Source organism: Bradyrhizobium sp. WBOS07 (assembly GCF_024585165.1).
Classification (GTDB): domain Bacteria; phylum Pseudomonadota; class Alphaproteobacteria; order Rhizobiales; family Xanthobacteraceae; genus Bradyrhizobium; species Bradyrhizobium japonicum_B.
Genome location: NZ_CP029008.1, coordinates 535,770 through 554,349, shown reverse-complemented (window position 1 = coordinate 554,349; position 18,580 = coordinate 535,770). Strand labels below are relative to the sequence as shown.

The 18,580-nt window shown below is 65.3% G+C and carries 17 protein-coding genes and 1 tRNA gene; 8 read left to right on the top strand and 10 right to left on the bottom strand.

The annotated features are described in order from the left end of the window. Window positions 1-15: 15 nt before the first annotated feature. The 9 genes from dapD to rpmH all read right to left on the bottom strand — a co-directional run bounded on the left by dapD (window position 16) and on the right by rpmH (window position 7,805). Window positions 16-861 carry a 2,3,4,5-tetrahydropyridine-2,6-dicarboxylate N-succinyltransferase gene (gene dapD, locus DCM79_RS02615; protein WP_257178507.1) on the bottom strand — a complete coding sequence of 282 codons (846 nt, stop codon included), beginning with the start codon at window positions 859-861 and terminating at the stop codon, window positions 16-18. 186 nt (window positions 862-1,047) lie between these two features. Next, complete coding sequence (locus tag DCM79_RS02610; RefSeq protein ID WP_257178506.1) at window positions 1,048-1,743, bottom strand: pyrimidine 5'-nucleotidase; 696 nt, start codon at window positions 1,741-1,743, stop codon at window positions 1,048-1,050. 192 nt (window positions 1,744-1,935) lie between these two features. Further along, window positions 1,936-2,922 carry a DUF1036 domain-containing protein gene (locus DCM79_RS02605; protein WP_257178505.1) on the bottom strand — a complete coding sequence of 329 codons (987 nt, stop codon included), beginning with the start codon at window positions 2,920-2,922 and terminating at the stop codon, window positions 1,936-1,938. Between the two features lie 197 nt (window positions 2,923-3,119). Beyond that, complete coding sequence (gene argB / locus DCM79_RS02600; RefSeq protein ID WP_028138885.1) at window positions 3,120-4,007, bottom strand: acetylglutamate kinase; 888 nt, start codon at window positions 4,005-4,007, stop codon at window positions 3,120-3,122. 165 nt (window positions 4,008-4,172) lie between these two features. Continuing rightward, window positions 4,173-4,538 carry a DUF423 domain-containing protein gene (locus DCM79_RS02595; protein WP_257178504.1) on the bottom strand — a complete coding sequence of 122 codons (366 nt, stop codon included), beginning with the start codon at window positions 4,536-4,538 and terminating at the stop codon, window positions 4,173-4,175. Then, the gene (gene yihA, locus DCM79_RS02590) at window positions 4,538-5,191 is read right to left on the bottom strand and encodes a ribosome biogenesis GTP-binding protein YihA/YsxC (RefSeq protein WP_257178503.1); all 654 of its coding nucleotides are present in this window, start codon (window positions 5,189-5,191) and stop codon (window positions 4,538-4,540) included. The genes DCM79_RS02595 and yihA overlap by 1 nt, the downstream gene beginning before the upstream one ends. A 160-nt stretch (window positions 5,192-5,351) precedes the next feature. After that, entirely contained in the window at window positions 5,352-7,226 is a 1,875-nt protein-coding gene (yidC, locus tag DCM79_RS02585) for a membrane protein insertase YidC (protein ID WP_257178502.1), read from the bottom strand. 16 nt (window positions 7,227-7,242) lie between these two features. Next, on the bottom strand, window positions 7,243-7,644 hold the full coding sequence (gene rnpA / locus DCM79_RS02580; protein WP_257178501.1) for a ribonuclease P protein component: 402 nt from the start codon (window positions 7,642-7,644) through the stop codon (window positions 7,243-7,245). A 26-nt stretch (window positions 7,645-7,670) separates the two neighbouring features. Next, entirely contained in the window at window positions 7,671-7,805 is a 135-nt protein-coding gene (gene rpmH / locus DCM79_RS02575; RefSeq protein WP_008542748.1) for a 50S ribosomal protein L34, read from the bottom strand. 363 nt (window positions 7,806-8,168) lie between these two features. Here rpmH and DCM79_RS02570 point away from each other — a divergent pair, with 363 nt between their 5' ends. From DCM79_RS02570 to DCM79_RS02550, 5 genes are all read left to right on the top strand, one after another. Beyond that, on the top strand, window positions 8,169-9,662 hold the full coding sequence (locus tag DCM79_RS02570) for a HAMP domain-containing sensor histidine kinase (RefSeq protein ID WP_257178500.1): 1,494 nt from the start codon (window positions 8,169-8,171) through the stop codon (window positions 9,660-9,662). Between the two features lie 285 nt (window positions 9,663-9,947). Then, window positions 9,948-10,024 (top strand) — tRNA-Arg (locus DCM79_RS02565). An 82-nt stretch (window positions 10,025-10,106) separates the two neighbouring features. Further along, window positions 10,107-10,463: a 6-carboxytetrahydropterin synthase QueD gene (gene queD, locus DCM79_RS02560; protein ID WP_257178499.1), complete on the top strand. Its 357-nt coding sequence runs from the start codon at window positions 10,107-10,109 to the stop codon at window positions 10,461-10,463. Between the two features lie 367 nt (window positions 10,464-10,830). Continuing rightward, entirely contained in the window at window positions 10,831-12,696 is a 1,866-nt protein-coding gene (locus tag DCM79_RS02555; protein WP_257178498.1) for an adenylate/guanylate cyclase domain-containing protein, read from the top strand. A gap of 66 nt (window positions 12,697-12,762) precedes the next feature. Continuing rightward, the gene (locus DCM79_RS02550) at window positions 12,763-13,665 is read left to right on the top strand and encodes a hypothetical protein (protein WP_257178497.1); all 903 of its coding nucleotides are present in this window, start codon (window positions 12,763-12,765) and stop codon (window positions 13,663-13,665) included. A 10-nt stretch (window positions 13,666-13,675) separates the two neighbouring features. On the opposite strand, the gene DCM79_RS02545 is transcribed toward DCM79_RS02550, so the two are convergent. Then, window positions 13,676-14,446, bottom strand: coding sequence for an IclR family transcriptional regulator (locus tag DCM79_RS02545; RefSeq protein ID WP_257178496.1), 771 nt, complete (start codon window positions 14,444-14,446; stop codon window positions 13,676-13,678). Between the two features lie 121 nt (window positions 14,447-14,567). Here DCM79_RS02545 and DCM79_RS02540 point away from each other — a divergent pair, with 121 nt between their 5' ends. The 3 genes from DCM79_RS02540 to DCM79_RS02530 are packed head-to-tail and all read left to right on the top strand — an operon-like array spanning window position 14,568 to window position 18,498. Further along, complete coding sequence (locus tag DCM79_RS02540; protein WP_257178495.1) at window positions 14,568-15,359, top strand: enoyl-CoA hydratase/isomerase family protein; 792 nt, start codon at window positions 14,568-14,570, stop codon at window positions 15,357-15,359. 3 nt (window positions 15,360-15,362) lie between these two features. Continuing rightward, window positions 15,363-17,450, top strand: coding sequence for an acetate--CoA ligase family protein (locus tag DCM79_RS02535; RefSeq protein ID WP_257178494.1), 2,088 nt, complete (start codon window positions 15,363-15,365; stop codon window positions 17,448-17,450). A 22-nt stretch (window positions 17,451-17,472) separates the two neighbouring features. Further along, entirely contained in the window at window positions 17,473-18,498 is a 1,026-nt protein-coding gene (locus DCM79_RS02530; RefSeq protein WP_257178493.1) for a tripartite tricarboxylate transporter substrate binding protein, read from the top strand. The last annotated feature ends 82 nt before the right edge of the window (window positions 18,499-18,580 follow it).

The window sequence follows — 18,580 nt, the reverse complement described above, 5'->3', positions numbered from 1 at the left end:
GCTATTCGCCTGGCGTCAATCCCGCAGCAGCTCGTTGATGCTGGTCTTGGAGCGCGTACGCTCGTCGACGCGCTTGACGATGACGGCGCAGGCGGTGCTGGGGCCGATCTGGCCGTTCTTCATCGGCTTGCCGGGCAGCGCGCCGGGCACCACCACCGAATATTCGGGGACTTCGCCCATGAAGACCTCGCCGGTCTCGCGGTCGACGATCTTGGTCGAGGCGCCCAGGAACACGCCCATCGACAGCACCGCGCCCTTGCGCACGATCACGCCCTCGGCGACCTCGCTGCGCGCGCCGATGAAGCAATCGTCCTCGATGATCACGGGCTCGGCCTGCAGCGGCTCGAGCACGCCGCCGATGCCGGCGCCGCCGGAGATGTGCACGCGCTTGCCGATCTGCGCGCAGGAGCCGACGGTGGCCCAGGTGTCGACCATGGTGCTCTCATCGACATAGGCGCCGAGGTTGACGAAGGACGGCATCAGGACGACGTTCTTGGCGATGAAGGCCGAGCGCCGCACCACGGCGCCGGGCACTGCGCGGAAGCCGGCATCGCGAAAACGGTTCTCGCCCCAGCCTTCGAACTTCGAGGGCACCTTGTCCCACCAGGTCGCCTTGCCCGGGCCGCCATTGATGACGCCCATGTCGTTGAGGCGGAACGAGAGCAGCACCGCCTTCTTCAGCCATTGATTGACCTTCCATTTGCCGTCGGCGCCGCGCTCGGCAACGCGCGCCTCACCCTTGTCCAAGGTCTCCAGCGCCTGATCCACGGCCTCGCGCACCTCGCCCTTGGTCGAGGTCGAAATGCCGTCACGCGCGTCGAAGGCGCTGTTGATGGTGGATTCGAGGGCGGACAGGGACATCGGGATTTCCTCTGGGAAACGGGAATTTTGATGGATTGAGACGCTTTTTCGGGATTTGGCGGGGCGGAGTCAAGCTTGGTTCGGTGTCATCACCCGCGAAAGCGGGTGATCCAGTACGCCGCGGCGGTGGTGATGAATCGAGATGGCGGTGATTACTGGATACCCCGCCTTCGCGGGGTATGACGGCTACTTGGGGTGGGACAGTCCGCCCAAGAACCCCGCCAGATCATCCGTGACGTAGTCGACATGGACGGCGTCCCGCCCCTCCAGTTCCCAGTCCTCGCGCACCACCTCTTTCGTGCCGTCCGGCACCACCAGCACCGTGGTCATGCCGAGCGCGTGCGGGACGGTGAGGTTGCGGGCGAGGTCCTCGAACATGGCGGCGCGGGTCGGATCGACCGAATGGTCGGAGAGGAATTTCCGATACGTCTGCGCCGCCGGCTTCGGCTCGAACTCGGCGGCGATGATGTCGAACACGCCGTCGAAATGGCTGGCGAAGCCGAGTCGCGCCAGCACCGCATCGACATGGTCGACCGAGCCGTTGGTCAGGATCAGCTTGCGCCCGGACAATCTTGCGATGGCTTCGCCGAGCGCCGGGTTCGGCTCCAGCGGCGAATGGTCGATCTTGTGGACGTAGGCGAGATAGTCGTCGGCGGAAACGCCATGCAGGGTCATCATGCCGCGCATGGTGGTGCCGAAGCGACGGTAGTAGTCCTTCTGGATGTTGCGTGCTTCTTCCGGGCCGACATTCAGCCAGTTGCACACGAACTCCCCGATCCGCGCATCGACCTGCTGCCACAGATTGACGTGATGCGGATAGAGCGTGTTGTCGAGGTCGAACACCCAGGTGTCGACGTGGTCGAAGGTGCGGGGGGAATTCATATCAACATTCTCGACTCGTCGTCCCGGGGCGCGCGAAGCGCGAGCCCGGGACCCATAACCACAGGGAGGCGTTGGGCGAAGACTCGGGGTTGCCAGCTTCGCGCCACAACCACTCCCTGGGGTTATGGGTCCCCGCCTTCGCGGGGACGACAGCGGAGCTTGTAGAAGCTTGCGGGCTTGTCATGACAGCCATCACGGCACCGCGAAGCGCAGCGTCTTGCCGCCGCTCGACATGTCGACCGCGCCAAAGCCCGTTGCCGCAAATCCGCGCGCGCCGCAATCGGTCTGCTCATTGGTCTCGAACTTGGTCTCGCGCGTGCACAGCTGCCGGTCGCCGCCCCAGTTCAGCGGCCTGTCCTTCAGCTTGACGGTGCGGTTGTCGGCGTCGACAGCCTCCGCGAAGCTGAAGATCTGTTTCGGCTGACCTGATACGTCGGGGTGCAGGCAGGTCTTGGGATCGATGCGATACCAGCCGCGGCTGGTCACGGACTTGCCGTCGTCGGTCGCGATCGCCGCCATCACCTTGTGCGGCGTGTCGTTGCACCAGGTGAGGCCGGCCGCAGACGGCGTCTGCACCGCATCGACCATGGTCTTGAAGAAGCTCGGCGAGCCCACGATGTCCGACGACAGGCCGCGGCTCTTCAGGAACGCGGCCAGCGCCGCTTGAGTCTTCGGTCCGTCGACGCCGTCGATCGGCGCAGCGTCATAGCCTGCGATCACCAGCAGGCGCTGGATGCCGGCGAGCCGCGCCTGCTCGTCGTCATATTCGGAATCCTCGGCGAGGTAGGCGACGAGGTGGCCGTCCGCCCCTTGCGTCGGTGTCACTTGCGTGAAGGCGGCTTGGGCCTGGCCGCTGCGGCATTGCCGGGCGGCCGCGATGACGAAATTGTCCTGGGCGACGCAGAGCATGTCGCGGCCGCTCTGCGGGATCGGGGAGGCGCCATAGACGCCGAGCGCGCGCGCGTTGAGCAGGATGCGGTCGGCGGTCAGCGTGCCCTGCACCACCACGCGGCAGGTGGCGGGATCGATCCTGAACCAGCCGCGCGTCGCGGTCGCCGCCTTGTCGTCGATGCCGATCGCGGCCTCGACCACATAGGACATGCGGTTGCAGATCTTGAGGTCGGCGAAGGCGGGGGCGGAGGAGAAGAAGAACGAGACGGCCGCGGCCGGCAGCGTCATCAGGAATCGGGTGAGGCGGGAGCGATGTGGATGACGCTCTCTCGCGTCGTCATGGCCGGGCTTGACCCGGCCATCCACGTCTTTGCCACGAGAAGAAAGGTCGTGGATGCCCGGGCCTTCGCCGCGCCGAAGCGGCTTCGGCCGCGCAGATGGGACAAGCCCGGGCATGACGGCTCTCGTGCGTGGCGTCTCCCGCATCACTTGTGGATCAGCGTTCCCGTGCCCTGGTTGGTGAACAGCTCGAGCAGCACCGCGTGCTGCATCTTGCCGTCGATGATGACGACGCCTTCGACGCCCTGCTCCAGCGCGTAGATGCAGGTTTCGACCTTCGGGATCATGCCGCCGGAAATGGTGCCGTCGGCGATCAGCTTGCGCGCATCCTTGACGGACAATTGCGGGATCAGCTTCTTCGACTTGTCGAGCACGCCCGGCACGTCGGTGAGCAGCAACAGGCGCTTGGCCTTCAGCGCGCCGGCGACCGCACCGGCAAAGGTGTCGGCATTGACGTTCAGCGTCTGGCCGTCCTTGGAAGTCGCGAGCGGCGCCAGCACCGGGATCAGCTCGTAGCCGATCAGCTGGTTGAGCAGCGTGAGATCGACCTTCTCGGGGTCGCCGACGAAACCGAGATCGATCGCCTTCTCGATGTTCGAGCCCGGGTCGACGATGGTGCGCGTCGTCTTCGACGCCTTCACCATGTTGCCGTCCTTGCCCGACAGCCCGACGGCCTTGCCGCCGGCCTCGTTGATGTAGCCGACGATCTGCTTGTTGACGGAGCCGGCGAGCACCATCTCGACGATCTCGATGGTCGCGGCATCGGTGATGCGCAGCCCGGCCGCGAATTCCGACTGAATGCCGAGGCGCTTCAGCATGGTCGCGATCTGCGGTCCGCCGCCATGCACCACGACGGGATTGATCGCGGTCTGCTCCAGCAGCACGATGTCGCGGGCGAAGTTCTTCGCGGTCTCCTCGTCGCCCATGGCATGGCCGCCATATTTGATGACGATGGTTTCCTCGTCATATTGCTGCATGTGCGGCAGCGCTTCGGACAGGATGCGGGCCTGGTCGAGCGGGGAGATGTCGGTCATGTCGCGGTCTCGCTGGCGGGACGGTCGGTGCGCGTTCTATCCGATTGGCGGGCGCGGCGCAAAGTGTGGCTGATATGTAGCCCGGATGGAGCGAAGCGAAATCCGGGATTCCTACCGCAGACACACCGGCCCCGGATTGCGCTTCGCTCCATCCGGGCTACGAGGTCAGCGCTTCGTCGTCACCGCCGCAAGCGTCAGCGCCAGCCAGCCCGCGATCATCACCGTTCCGCCGGTCGGCGCCGCATAGGGAAACAGCGCGTGTCCGGCATATTGCCGCAAGGTGAGGTCGCCCGCGAACAACGCGGCGCCGCTCGCGAGGCCGAATGCGGCGACGAGGCCAATTCCGCCATGCAGAAGGCCGCGCGCGAGCAGCGCCGTGGTCGCAAGGATGGCCGTTGCGTGAAACAGCAGCATGGCGCTCGCCGTGGCAAGCCGGCTCGCATCCGCGCCGTGCGCGGAGGCCGCGGCCAGCGCGACGCCGGCGGCGCCCATCAATCCGGCAAGCCCGATCAGGAGGCGATGGGCCGGCATTACTTGCTCCGCTCTTCCAAGAGCTTCGCCATCGCGGCGCGCAGGCTCTCCATGCCGGTCGAGCTGCGCGACGATGTCGCGAGCACGTTCGGGAACGCGGCCGGATGCTTGGCCAGCGCGGCCTCGGTCTCGGCGATGCGCGCCTGTAGCTCGGACGCCTTCACCTGATCGGCCTTGGTCAGCACGATCTGGTAGCTGACGGCGGAGCGGTCGAGCGTGTCCAGCACTTCGAGATCGACGTCCTTCAGTCCATGGCGCGCGTCGATCAGCACGTAGACGCGGGCAAGGCTGGCGCGTCCGAGCAGGAATTTGTGGATCAGCTCGGTCCAGGACGCGACCTGGCTCTTCGGCGCCTTGGCATAGCCGTAGCCGGGCATGTCGACGAGACGCAGGTCGGTCTTCCCGGGGACCTCGAAGAAGATCAGCTCCTGGGTGCGGCCCGGCGTGTGCGAGGTGCGCGCCAGCGCGTTGCGCCCCGTGAGCGCGTTGATCAGGCTCGACTTGCCGACATTGGAGCGGCCGGCAAAGGCGACCTCCAGCCCCGCCATCGGCGGCAGCGTCTGGATCGAGGGCGAGGCCCAGATGAACTGCCAGTCGCGCGCGAACAGCTTGCGCCCGGCCTCGATCAGCTTCGCATCTTTGTCGTCGGTCATGCGAAGACTCTATCCTTTCGTCATGGCCGGGCTCGTCCCGGTCATCCACGTCTTGTGACTGGGCGCGCTTCCAAAACGTGGATGCCCGGGACGAGCCCGGGCATGACGATGTGGAGGCATGGTGGCCGCATGACGTGAGCGGACACCTGCTGACGGAGACCTACGTCGCCTTCCGCGCGAACGTCGCCTTGAGATTGTCGAACAGCTCCACCTTCACGCCGTTGCGGCGCATGATGTAGCTCTGCTGGACCACCGAGAGCAGATTGTTCCAGGCCCAGTAGATCACGAGGCCCGCGGGGAAGCCCGCCAGCATGAAGGTGAAGATCAGCGGCATCCAGTTGAAGATGATCTGCTGCGTCGGATCCGGCGGCGTCGGGTTCAGCTTCATCTGGAACCACATCGTGATGCCCATGATGATCGGCCAGATGCCGAGCGCGAGGTAATGGCCGAACACCGGAATCGTGGTCGGATCGAACGGGATCAGTCCGAACAGGTTGAACAGGTTGGTCGGATCCGGCGCCGAGAGGTCCTTGATCCAGCCGTAGAACGGCGCGTGCCGCATCTCGATGGTGACGAACAGCACCTTGTAGAGCGCGAAGAACACCGGGATCTGGATCAGCACGGGCAGACAGCCGGCGACCGGATTGATCTTCTCCTTGCGGTAGATCTCCATCATCTCCTGCTGCTGCTTCACCTTGTCGTCGGGGTAGCGCTCCTTCAGCGCCAGCAGCTGCGGCTGGACCGACTTCATCTTCGCCATCGAGGCGTAGGACTTGTTCGCCAGCGGGAAGAACAACAGCTTCACGATCACGGTGACGAGCAGGATCGAGATGCCGAAATTGCCGAAGAAGCGGAAGAAGAAGTCGAGGCCGAGGAACATCGGCTTGGTGAGGAAGTGGAACCAGCCCCAGTCGATCAGCAAATCGAAATGGTTGAGGCCGAGCTCCTTGTTGTAGCCGCCATGGCCGGCGAGCGGGAAGTTGATGCCGACCACGCCGGCTTCCTTGGCGCCGGCGAACAGCCGCGCGTTCGCCGTCGCGGTGCCGCCGATCGCGACCGTGACGGGGTCGAGCAGATAGTCGGTCTGATAGGTGTGAACCTTGCCGACGGGGTTCGACGAGAACCGCGCCTGCAGGCGCGCATTGGTGTCGGGCAGCAGCGCCGAGGCCCAGTACTTGTCGGTGATGCCGAGCCAGCCATTGGTGACGTTGTTGAAGTTCACCTGCTTGGCTTCGTCGACCTGCTTGTAGGCATATTCCTTCAGCTTCTCGTCGCCGAGATAGCCGATCAGGCCTTCATGCAGGATGTAATAGCCGGAAACTTGCGGCGCGCCGTGGCGCGAGATCAGCGCGAACGGATAGAGCGTGACAGGCGCATTGCCGACGTTGTTGACCTCGTCCTTGACCGTGAAAAGATAATGGTCGTCGACGGCGATAGTGCGGCGGAAGGTGAGGCCGTCGCCATTGTCCCATTTCAGGAGCACGGGCGTCGACGGCGTCAGGCTGCCGCTGCCCTCCTGCTGCCAGACGGTCTGCGCATCCGGCATCTTCGCCGTCACGCCCGTCGCCGCAACCCAGCCGAATTCGGCGTAATAGGGCTCCGCCGTGCCCGAGGGCGAATAGAGGACGATCGGCGGCGATTTCGGATCGACCGTCTCGCGATATTGCACCAGCGCGATGTCGTCGATGCGGCCGCCCTTCAGCGAGATGCTGCCGACGATCCGCGGCGTCTCGATCTTCACGCGCGGGCTGGCTGCAATGGCGGTCTCGCGGGCGACGACCGGCTGGACCTGGTTCACCGCCGGCGTCGACGGCTGGGCCGCGCCGGGCTGCGGCGCGCTGCCGGGCGTCGCCGGCGCGCCGCCTGGCGTCGCGGACGCGCTCGGCTGGGGCGTGCTGCCTTTCTGCAGCTCGGCCTGCGTCTGCTGCTGGGCGCGCTGCTTCTCCATCTGCGGCACGTTGTAGAAATATTGCCACGCGATCAGCACAAGGCCGGACAGAATGACGGCGAGGATGGTGTTACGATTGTCGGTCATCTCGATTGTCTCGTCATCAATCTGGTTTGCGGCTGGTCGCTGCGGAGGGACCCGGCCTGTGGCCGCGCGCTTTGGCCGTATGCCGCGCGGGCTTCGTGAACGCTATGCGCAGATCGTCGAGCATGGTCGCGAAGGGGCGCGAGAGCGCGTCCCTTCGGCCGACCAGCACATAATCATGATGGGGTTGCATCGATACCGGATCGAGCCGCTTCACCAATTCGCGAAGCCGGCGCCGGATGCGATTGCGCTCGGGGGCGTTGCCGTTCTTTTTGGTGACGGTGAAGCCGATCCGGACCGGGCCGTCGTCATCGCGGGCAAGACTTCGACGGTCAAGGCTTTGCAGGACGAACGCAGGATTGTTCACCCGCGCGCCATTGGCAACGGCGAGGAAATCCGCCCGCTGCCTCAGCCGATCCATGATGAAATCCCAAAAGGGGGTCTGGCTCAGGCGCTCAGACGCTTGCGACCGCGCGCGCGGCGGGCGGCGAGAACCTTGCGGCCGCCGGCAGTGGCGAGACGGGCACGGAAACCGTGACGGCGCTTGCGCACCAGTTTGCTGGGTTGATAAGTCCGCTTCACGGGTTTTTCTCCGCTGACCGGGCAATTTGCCTGTAGAATTGATGGTAAAGTCCGGAAGATGCGGCCCAAAACGGGCCCTTTTCCGGCCCCAAGAGAGCCGCTCCCGGTGTCGCACCGGGTCATCGCGGACAATTTGCGCGGCTTATAAGCGAGCGCCTTGTTTTCGTCAACGCCGCACAAGCGCGCGATTTTCGTGAATATCGCTGTTTGTGCGGGGTTTTTAACCCTTGAGGTGGCGAGTAGCGATATCAGCGCCTACATCCCACCTCGGCAGATTAGCGATCTGTAATTTGACCGAACCGGGCTCGGGTCGCATCCTTCTACCGCCAATCCTTCACCCGCCAGGCAGCGAGGGCGATTTTCGTGGCAGCGACAGACCGCCAGCCGATCCAGGATCAGGATCAGCCGGAGCAGCCGGTGATGCGCTCCCGCGGCGGCCTCGGGCTGTCGGGCAAGCTGCTGCTCCTGACCGTTCCCCTGGTGATGATCGCGGCGGTCCTGCTCTATGTGCCCGCCATTGCCAATTTCTGGGTCAACCGGCTGAACGACCGCGTCGCGGCGGCCAACACGGCGGCGCTGGTGCTGGATGCCGCGCCGCTCGGCATGGTTCCCGATTCGCTGTCGCGCCAGATCCTCAAGAGCATCAATGCCCGCGCGGTTGCCATCAAGATGGGCCAGCAGCGCCGACTGCTCGCCAGCGACAACCTTCCCGCCACCATCGAGCATGACATCGACCTGCGCGACATGACGGCATGGGAGGCGATCACCGGCTCGTTCCGGATGATGCTGGAGACCGGCAACCAGGCCATCCGGATCGTCGGGCCCGGTGTCGGCACGGCCCAGTTCATGGAGGTCGTCACCGACGAGCTGCCGCTGCGGCAGCAGATGTACCGTTTCTCCCGCAACCTCGTGGTGGTCGCGCTGATCATCGCGGCGCTGACCGCCGGCCTCGTCTATCTCGCGCTTCATTATCTCTTCGTGCGTCCGATGCGGCGGCTGACCGCGAGCCTGGTCGGCTTCCACGAGAATCCCGAAAGCTCGGCGGGAATCATCGTGCCGAGCCAACGCAGCGACGAGATCGGGGTCGCCGAGCGTGAATTGTCGGACATGCAGCGCGATCTGATGTCGATGCTGCATCAGAAGAGCCGGCTCGCCGCCCTCGGTCTGGCCGTGTCCAAGATCAACCACGATCTGCGCAACCTGCTGGCCTCGGCCCAGCTGCTGTCGGACCAGCTCGCCAGCGTGCCGGATCCCCGGGTGCAGCGCTTTGCGCCCAAGCTGGTGCGCTCGCTCGAGCGTGCCATCGCCTTCTGCCAGTCCACGCTGTCCTACGGCCGTGCCCAGGAGGCCGCGCCCGACCGCCGCATGATCCTGATCGAGCCGGTCGTGCTGGAGGTGCGCGAGACCGCAGGCCTCGCCTCCGACGCCTCGATCGCCTGGGTTGCCGCAATTGAGCGCGGGCTGGCGGTCGATGCCGATCCCGACCAGCTGTTCCGGGTTCTGCTCAACCTCGTCCGCAACGCCGCCCAGGCGCTGGAAAGTCATTCCACCGGCGACGGCGGTCCGCAGCAGATCCGGATCACCGGAAAGCGCGAAGGCGCGGTGGCGATTCTCGAGGTCTCCGACACCGGTCCCGGCGTGCCCCCGAAGACGCGGGAGCGCCTGTTCGAGGCGTTCCAGACCTCGGGCCGCCCCGGCGGCAGCGGCCTTGGCCTTGCCATCGCCGCCGAGCTGGTTCGCGCCCATGGCGGCGAGATCCACCTGGTCGAAGGCACCATCGGCGCCACCTTCCGCATCGTCATCCCCGACCGCCCCGTGGAGCTGCTCTCCATCCGCAACGAGCGGCAGCGGGCCTAGTCGGCCAGCGGCCGAGTGGGCGGCAATTTCACTGCTTCCGTCATTTCGGGATGGCCCGAAGGGCCAGGCCCGGAATCCATAACCCCGGCTGGTGGTTATGGATTCCGGGCTCGCCGCTTCGCGTCGCCCCGGGATGACGGGAGATGAGTGAAGATCCGCAAAAATCTCCCCATCCCGGACCTTGCCAATCGGGACAAGAGCGGTTAGTCAGAGCGCTCTTTCGCACCCCCTCCGGCTCCGCCGGGGGCTGCGTCGCGGGCTATGCCCGCGCTGTTTGCGAAACACGCGCCCGTAGCTCAGCTGGATAGAGCATCAGACTACGAATCTGAGGGTCGGACGTTCGAATCGTTCCGGGCGCGCCATTCTTCGACGAAGGTCAGGACAAAGCAGCATCTGGTCGCCAGACGGGCCGAGACCGGATGGCTTCGCCGTGTGAGGAGCGGAATGAAGATATCGCAGGCGTTCAAGTTCGAGGCGGCGCATCGGCTGCCGAACGTGCCCGAGACCCATCGATGCCGCCGGCTGCATGGACATTCCTACCGGGTCGAGGTCCAGCTGGACGGGCCGGTCGACCCGCACACCGGCTTCGTCGCCGATTTCTTCGATATCGAAAAGTGCTTCGCCGACATCCTGGAGGCGCTGGACCACCGCTGCCTGAACGAGGTCAAAGGGCTGGAGAACCCGACCGCCGAGAACATCGCGATCTGGATCTGGGACCGGTTGCAGCCGAGCCTCTCGCAGCTCTCAGCAGTCCGCGTCTATGAAACGGCGGATTGCTGGGCCGAATATCAGGGGCAGTGACGTCGGCCCGGCGTTGATCCGGCGCCGGCCTCACCACCATGAGCTGCAGCCGCTCATTGTGTGGATGGAGCATCAACCTGCGCATATCGGCGGGGGACGTTCGAAGCGTTCCCCTGCGCGCCGCGTCGGTATGGAGCTGCGAACGTTAGCAGCCGCCGTTTCTCCTCCCTGGGAACCCGCAGGGAAACTCAGGATCAGCCGTATGCGCGGAGGGCCGCTGCCTGGACGCCGCCGGGAGGGGGCTCGTCACTCACGCACATATGAGCTGTGTTGATACCCGCATGCGGGTCGGACGGTTTAGTTTCAAGCTGGCGTCGAATGTCCGCAATGCCAGTTCGTGCTTGGCCCCTGCACAGGGAAACCGTTGATGGAACGCAAGCTCGCCGCGATCATGGCCGCCGACATCGTCAGCTACAGCCTGATGATGGCCGAAAACGAGGCCTCCACCTATAAAGAGCTGCGCACGGTCTTCGACAATCTGATCGAGCCCACGGTCGCGCAGCATGGCGGACGCATCTTCAAGATGACCGGGGACGGCTTTCTGGCAATGTTTCCCAGCGTCAACGAAGCCGTTGATGCGGGCACTGCCATCCAGCATGGGTTCGACAACGCCCCGTTTGAGCTGCGCATAGGCATCAACCTCGGTGATGTCATCGAGGATAATGGCGATATGTACGGCGACGGCGTCAATGTCGCCACACGGCTTGAGGCGATGGCCGATCCCGGCAGCATCTTTGTCAGCGGCGCTGTCGTCATGGCCGCAGACCGCAATCGCGGCGAGGTGTTCGCGCGTGTGGGCCGCAGGCGCGCCAAAAACATTCCCGAGCGTCTTAATGTCTACCGGGTACGGCGCGCGCAATCCTCGTGGTCTCGCTGGCGAAAAATCCCGCGCGTTCTACACGGCACCGCTGCGCGCTGGTCGTATGGCGTCGCCGCAATAGCCCTTGTCCTCATCGGCACCCAAATCCAACCGCTTTCCCTGGCGGCAATGGTCAGCCGGCTCCCGGCCGCCCTGTTGTTCGACCAGACCCGCGCCGACCCGCGGCCGTCAGTTGCGGTCATGCCCTTTGCGGCCATGGGCGGCGACCAGTCGTACTTTGCAGACGGGCTGACCGAGGATGTGACCACGGCGCTCGCAAGGAACTCCGAGCTTCAGATCATCGCGCGCGACTCCACCTATGCCGTGCGCGGGCAAGAAAGCGATATGCGCAAGCTCGGGGCAAAGCTGGGCGTTTCCTACGTGGTAGAAGGCAGCGCGCGCCGCGAGGGGGACCGGCTTCGCGTCTCGGCGCAGCTGATCGACGTGAAATCGGGCGCGCACCTTTGGTCGCGCAGCTTCGACAGGCAGGTTGCCGACGTCTTCACGGTACAAAGCGAGCTGACCACGGAAATCGTCGCCCAGCTCGCGCCGTATATCGGCCGAAGTGAAGCCATTGCTGCCGCGCAACGTCCGACCGACAACCTTCAGGCTTACGATCTTCTCCTGCGGGCTCGTCATCGATACCGGCATGGCGTCCAGGATGCGGAAGCACTTGTGGAGGCACGCGGCATGTATCAGCGCGCGCTGGAAATGGACCCGGCCTATGCCACCGCCCGTGCGGGCTTGGCTCTCACTTACATCGCGGATGTGGCCAGGAGGTCGAACGGCCGGGCGACAGCGCATGAGCTGGAACTAGGTCTCAGCGAAGCGCGCCAGGCTGTGCGCCTCGATCCCAATCTCTCGCTCGGCTATCAGGTGATCAGCTTCGGGCTGGCGGTGCAGGGCGACTATGCGGGCGGCTTGCAGGCCGCCAAGCGCGCCGTCGAACTGAATCCCAATGACCCGGATAGCATGATGGCATTGGCAAAAGCGCAAGTCCGTTTCGGGGACTACGCGGACGCCGTTGCCAATGCCGAGCGGGCACGTCGCCTTCATCCCATGGCGCCGGAATATTACGCCTATGTGCATGGCCAGGCCCTTTACGCCGCTGATCGTCGCGACGAGTCGGCCGCCGTGATCTCCGAATGCCTTGTAAGGGCGCCGCGCGATGCCAACTGCCTGCTCATCCAGGCTGCGCTATTAGGGCGGCGCGGCGACATCGCAGCGGCGCAGCTGACGATGGCAAACCTGGTAGCGGCCCAACCGACATTTTCGCTGGAGGCAGAGCGTTCCTATCGCCGGTTTGGCAACAAGCCGCTCATGGAGCAGTTCCTAATGGACCTGACGGTGGCGAAGGCACCGGGGGCTGCGTAACAGGATTTTGTGTAGCTTCTCAGTTTCATCTCGTCGGGCGCGCCGTTTCGATAGTAAGTTCGTCCGATGCGCACTATCCATCATCTCTTCTCCCGCCTCGTCTTGTTCCTTGGAATCGCAGCCGCTTCGCTGCTCCCCGCGCGCGCGGCGGAAACCTGCCCGTTCATCAGCGCCCAGGAGCTCGCCCGCGCGATGCCGGCGCTCAAATGGTCGCTGATCTCCAATCAGGACGGCCGCGGCTGCATCTACCAGGCCGGGCGCGGCGACACGATGATGCTCTCCGTGTTCCGCAATCCCGACAAAGACCGTGCCAGGGAATTGTACGCCACCTTCGTCAAGACGCTGGCCGAGCGCATGAAGCTGAGCGCAGTGACGGGGATCGGCGACGAAGGCCGGGGCGGTACGAGCGCCGCCGGCGCGGAGCGCCAGGAGGCCTCGGTCGTCGCCTTGTCGGGCGACTACATTCTCCAGCTCACCGTCTATCCGACCGGCCGGCGTGCCGACGATGCGCTGCTCGGACCGCTCACCGAAGCCGCGCGCATTGCCGTCGGAAGCGTGAGCAAGAGCAGCGAGCGCTTCGGCAATTGCGAGTGGCTCACGGCCGCCGATGCCGACGGCTTTCTCGACGCGAGCACGCTGACGGTGCAGCGGACCGGCGCGGGCAGCTGCATGATGTTCGACCGCGAGGCCAACACCATGACCATCGCGGTGATCGCGACCTCGCGCGACACCGCCATCGGCATGATGAAGCGCGCGGGTCCCTGCAAGCACGTGGCGATACCCGAGCTCGGCGCTGAAGCGTTCGGCGAGCATTCCTGCACCAAGGGCAACGGCAACGCCGTCAATATCTACGTCTGGAAGAACGGCAGGCAGGCTTCGATCCTGTTCGCGCCGGTCAAGCCGCATCCGGAGTCCGGCTCGGTCGAGCGCCTCAAGGCGGTCGCCGCGCGAGTCTATGGAAAGCTGTAGGGGCGTCGGTTCAGCCCGCCAGCACGTCCTTGCACTTCGCTGCAAAGGCGTTGAGGTACGCGCCGAGTTCGCTCGCCAGCGCATCGGACCGGTCGACATTCTGCAGGCTCATGTTGAGGGCGTAGACCGGAAGCCCGGGCAGCACGATGGGCGTTGCGACGGCGAGCACGGCGGGCTGCCAGGACACGGCGCAATAGCCGTCGCGTTCGACGGAGCCGATCGATCTCCTGACGTCCGCGAGCAGCGCCCTGGTGGCGGCCGTGCTGCGCCGCTTGAACTGCTTCAGCAACCGCTCGCGCTCGGCCTCTGCAATACCGGCGAGGTAGGCGCGGCCGAGCGACGTCAACTCCATCGGGACCTGCTGGCCGGCGACCACGTTGCGCAGCGCCGCGCGCGTGCTGTAGCGGATCGATTCCAGATAGACCATCATGGTGCGATCCGCGGTCGCTAGCCCGACGTTGAGCCGGCGCCTCGCCGATTCGGCCCGCATCATCGGCCCGATCGCGTTGAGAACGGGTGATCCCGTCCGCATCGCGTGGCCGATGCTGACGACCGACGCGGCCAGGCGGTAGGCCCGCTCGCTGCGGACTTCGTCGAGCATGCCGGAATTGACCAGCGTTCGTGTCAGCCGGCTGACCGTCGATCGCGGCAGGCCGCATCGCTCCGCGATCTCGCCGTTGCCCAGCGTGTCGACGCCGGGACGGAACGCCCGGAGGATCTCGATCCCTCGTTCGAGCGACCGGTTGCCGTCAACCCCGCCCGCATATCTGCGCGCCTGCATCTTGCCCAGCTCCGCCAACATTTCCACTGAGTGGAATTAAGCGGATGCTCCGGCGGGGGCAAGCCGCTATCAGCTGGGGGAAGAAGAATGCCCGGCCGCGCGGGCTTGACGAGGAAACGCCATGTCCTATCAGCTCATCGAATTTTCCGTCGAAGCCGCCATCGCGACCATCGCCTTCAACCGCCCGGAACGGCGCAACGCCATGAGCGACGAGATGCGCGCCGAGTTTCTCAGCGCGCTCGACACCGTGGCGCGCGACAGGTCCATCAAAGCTCTGGTGCTGACCGGACGCGGCAACGCCTTCTGTGCCGGCGGCGACATCAGCGGCATGAAGCGCCGGCTCGAGGCGCCGCAGGGTGAGGTCGCCTTTAACGGCTGGAGCCGCCAGCAGGGCGTGCACCACGTGCAGTCGTTGCTGCTCGGCCTGCCGAAGCCGACCATTGCCGCCGTCAACGGCGCCGCTGCGGGCTTAGGTGCGGATACCGCGCTGGCCTGCGACTTCGTCATGGCCACGGAACGCTCGAAATTCACCTGGTCCTACATCAAGCGCGGTTTGATCCCCGACGGCGGCGGGCTGTATTTCCTGCCGCGCCGGGTCGGGCTCGCGAAGGCCAAGGAGCTGATCTTCACGGGCCGAATCGTCGAGGCCGACGAGGCGCTCGCGCTCGGCATCGTCGATCGCAAGGTGGCCTCGGCCGAGCTGCTGCCGGCCGCGCAGGCCTGGGCGGCCGAGCTGGCTCAGGGGTCTCCCACCGCGCTGGCGCTGAGCAAGAAGATCTTGAACGAGACCTTCGAGCATTCCGCGCACGATATCTTCAATCTCGGCAGCCAGGCGCAGGCCATCTGCTACACCAGCGCGGAACACCGCGAAGCCGTGGCGGCGTTCCTCGCGCAATCCTCCGCGAAGGAGTGAGCGATGAGCGCGATCGAACGCCTGATCCGGCCGCGCAGCATCGCAATCATCGGTGCATCGGCGGATCCGACGAAGACGTCGGGCCGACCGGTGTCCTATCTCCAGAAGCACGGCTTTGCGGGTGAGATCTATCCCGTCAATCCGAAGGTCGGAGAGATCGGCGGCCTCAAATGCTACGCGGATGTCGCCTCGCTGCCTGATGTGCCTGACGTCGGCCTTGTTCTGCTCGGCGCCGAGCGCGCGCATATCGCAGTGCGCGAATTGTCCGAGCGGGGCGCTGCCGCGGCAATCGTTCTTGCCAGCGGCTTCACCGAAACAGGGGCAGAGGGTGCCGCGCGCCAGCATCAGCTCATGCAGGCCGCGGGGTCGATGCGGATCCTCGGGCCGAACACGATCGGCCTCGTCAATCTCACCGACAATATCGTGCTGTCGGCGTCGGGCGCGCTGGCGATGGATCGCTTCCCGGCGGGGGCCATCGGGCTGATCTCGCAAAGCGGGGGGATTCTCGGTGCGGTGTTGTCGCGCGCCGCCGCACGCGGAATTGGGTTGTCCAAGCTGGTGTCGACCAGCAACGAGGCCGATCTCGAACTTGCCGACTTCATCGACGTCCTCGCTGAAGACGATGCGACCAGAGTCATTGCACTCTACATCGAGGCGATCCGCAATCCGCTTCGCTTTCGGGAGGCGGTCCTGAGGGCGCGCCGCGCCGGCAAGCCCATCGTCGCCTTCAAGATCGGGCGATCGGAGGCGGGCGCGCAGGCGGCCGTCTCGCACACCGGCGCGCTGGCCGGCTCCGACCGCATGTACGACGCCTTGTTCCGGCAGCTCGGCGTGATCCGCGCCAGGACGTTCGAAGACCTGCTCGACATTCCCGCCGTCCTTGCCGCGGGACGGAAACTCTCCGGCCGGCGCGTTGCGATCCTCACCTCGACCGGCGGTGCCGGCACGATCGTATCAGACAGTCTCGGCGTCGCCGGTTTTACGACACCAGCACCCGATGCGGAGACGGCGGCGCAATTGCGGGCCTTGCAGTCGGGCTCGCACGCCAATCTCGATCGCAATCCGATCGACGTGACCCTGGCCGGCCTGCAGCCGGAGCTGCTGCGCGGCGCCATCCGCATCCTGCTCGCAAGTCCGTCCTATGACGCGCTGGTGGTCATTGCCGGCTCGTCGGCCGTGGGATCGCCGGCCCTGATGGCCGACGCCATCCACGACTGCCTGCCGCTCAGCGACAAGCCGGTCATTGCCTATGTCAGTCCCTATGCGCCCGAGGTCGTCTCCGTCCTCACGCGGCACGGTGTCCCCGCCTATACCTCCGCCGAGAGTTGCACCGCTGCGCTCGATGGGCTGTTGCGGGCCGCAAGGCCGGAGCAGGTCCAGACAGCCACCCCGTCCCTGACGATCGTTGATGCCGGCGATTTGCCGGCCGGATCGCTCGATGAAGCACAGGCCAAGGCGCTGTTCGCCCGCTTTGGGATTCCCGTCGTAGCGGAGAAAGTGGTCGCAACCGCGCGCGAAGCGGAACAGGCGGCGCGCAGCCTCGGTGACCGGGCCGTGCTCAAGATCCTCTCGCGCGAGATCGCGCACAAGAGCGATGTCGGCGGCGTCGCGGTCAATCTGACCACTGACGCGATCGGCGGCCGCCTGACGGCGATGGCCGATGACGTCGAGGCCAGGACCGGGAAGCGGCCCGATCAATTCCTGGTTCAGGAGATGATTTCAGGTGGCGTCGAAATCATTCTCGGAATGCATCGCGATTCGCTGGGAACCGCGATCCTTCTCGGCATGGGCGGCGTCGCGGCCGAATTGTTCAAGGACACCACGATGCGTCTGCTTCCGCCGAACGGCGGCCTCGATCTGTCCGAGGCGCGGGCGATGGCGCGCGATCTCGTCACATGGCCGTTGCTGGACGGCTTTCGCGGCCGGCCGGCATGCGATGTCGAAGCGCTCGCAGCCGCGGTCGTTGCGTTCTCGCGCATGGTCGCGCAGCTCGGTGATCGGCTTTCCGAAGCGGAGATCAATCCGGTGTTCGTGCTGCCGGCGGGCCAGGGCGTGAAGGCAGCGGACGGATTGGTTGTTCTCAATGTCTGAGCAAAACCGGAGGGATCTCCAGATGGCCATTGGCAATATCATCAAGCACGACGAAGCTGGTGGGAAAGCTCCCGCCGTGCGGCACTGGCGAGGTCTCGTCATTCTCTCCTGTGCGATCTTCGCAGGGCTCGGACTGACGCCGGCGCGCGCGGAATATCCCGACAAGATCGTCAAGATCGTGGTGCCCTTCGCGGCCGGCGGCGGCACCGACATCATGGCGCGAACCACAGCGCAGGAGATCCAGGGGGATCTCGGCAAGTCTGTCATCATCGAGAATAAGCCGGGCGCCGGGACCATTATCGGAACCCAGACGGTGGCGAGCAGCGAACCTGACGGCTATTCGCTGCTGATGGCGACTTTCGCCCACGCGGTCAATCCGAGCCTCTACAACAAGCTGCCGTTCGATCCGCACAAGGATTTCGCGGCGATCTCGCTGATCGCGCGCTCCTTCAACATCGTCGTGGTCAACCCGGCATCCAAGATCAACTCGATCTCGGATTTGATCGCGGAGGCCAAGGCCAATCCCGGCAAGCTCAATTTCGGAACCTTCGGCACCGGCACCTCGGCGCATCTCGCCGGCGAGCTGTTCAATGCGATGGCGAAGGTCAAGATGACGGCGGTGCCCTACAAGGGCGCGGCGCCGGCGATCAGCGATCTCCTGGGCGGGCAGATCGACGTGATGTTCACCACGGTGGCAAGTGCGGCCTCACTGGTGGCTGCAGGTCAGCTCCGGGCGCTCGCCGTCACATCCGCCGAGCGTTCAGCGGCGTTTCCGCAATTGCCCACCGTCGCCGAGGCCGGGGTGCCCGGCTACGCCGCCGAATCCTGGTACGGATTGTATGCTCCGGCCAGGACGCCCGCTCCGGTGATCGCGCGTCTCAATCAAGCCATCGCAAAGGCGGTTCAGTCCGGTGCCTTCAAGAAGCTGGAGGCGAACGAAGGCCTCATCATGGTCGGCAGCGCCCCGGAACAGCTCGATCGTTATGTCGCCCAGGAGGAGGAACGCTGGCGCAAGCTGATCAAGGACGCGAATATCGAGGTGCAATAGACGCGCGGGATGCGCTTGTTTCGCCTTTGAATGAATCGCAAGCCCTTGCCGAAGGTCGGCAGCCTCTCTCAGAGCGAGGAGG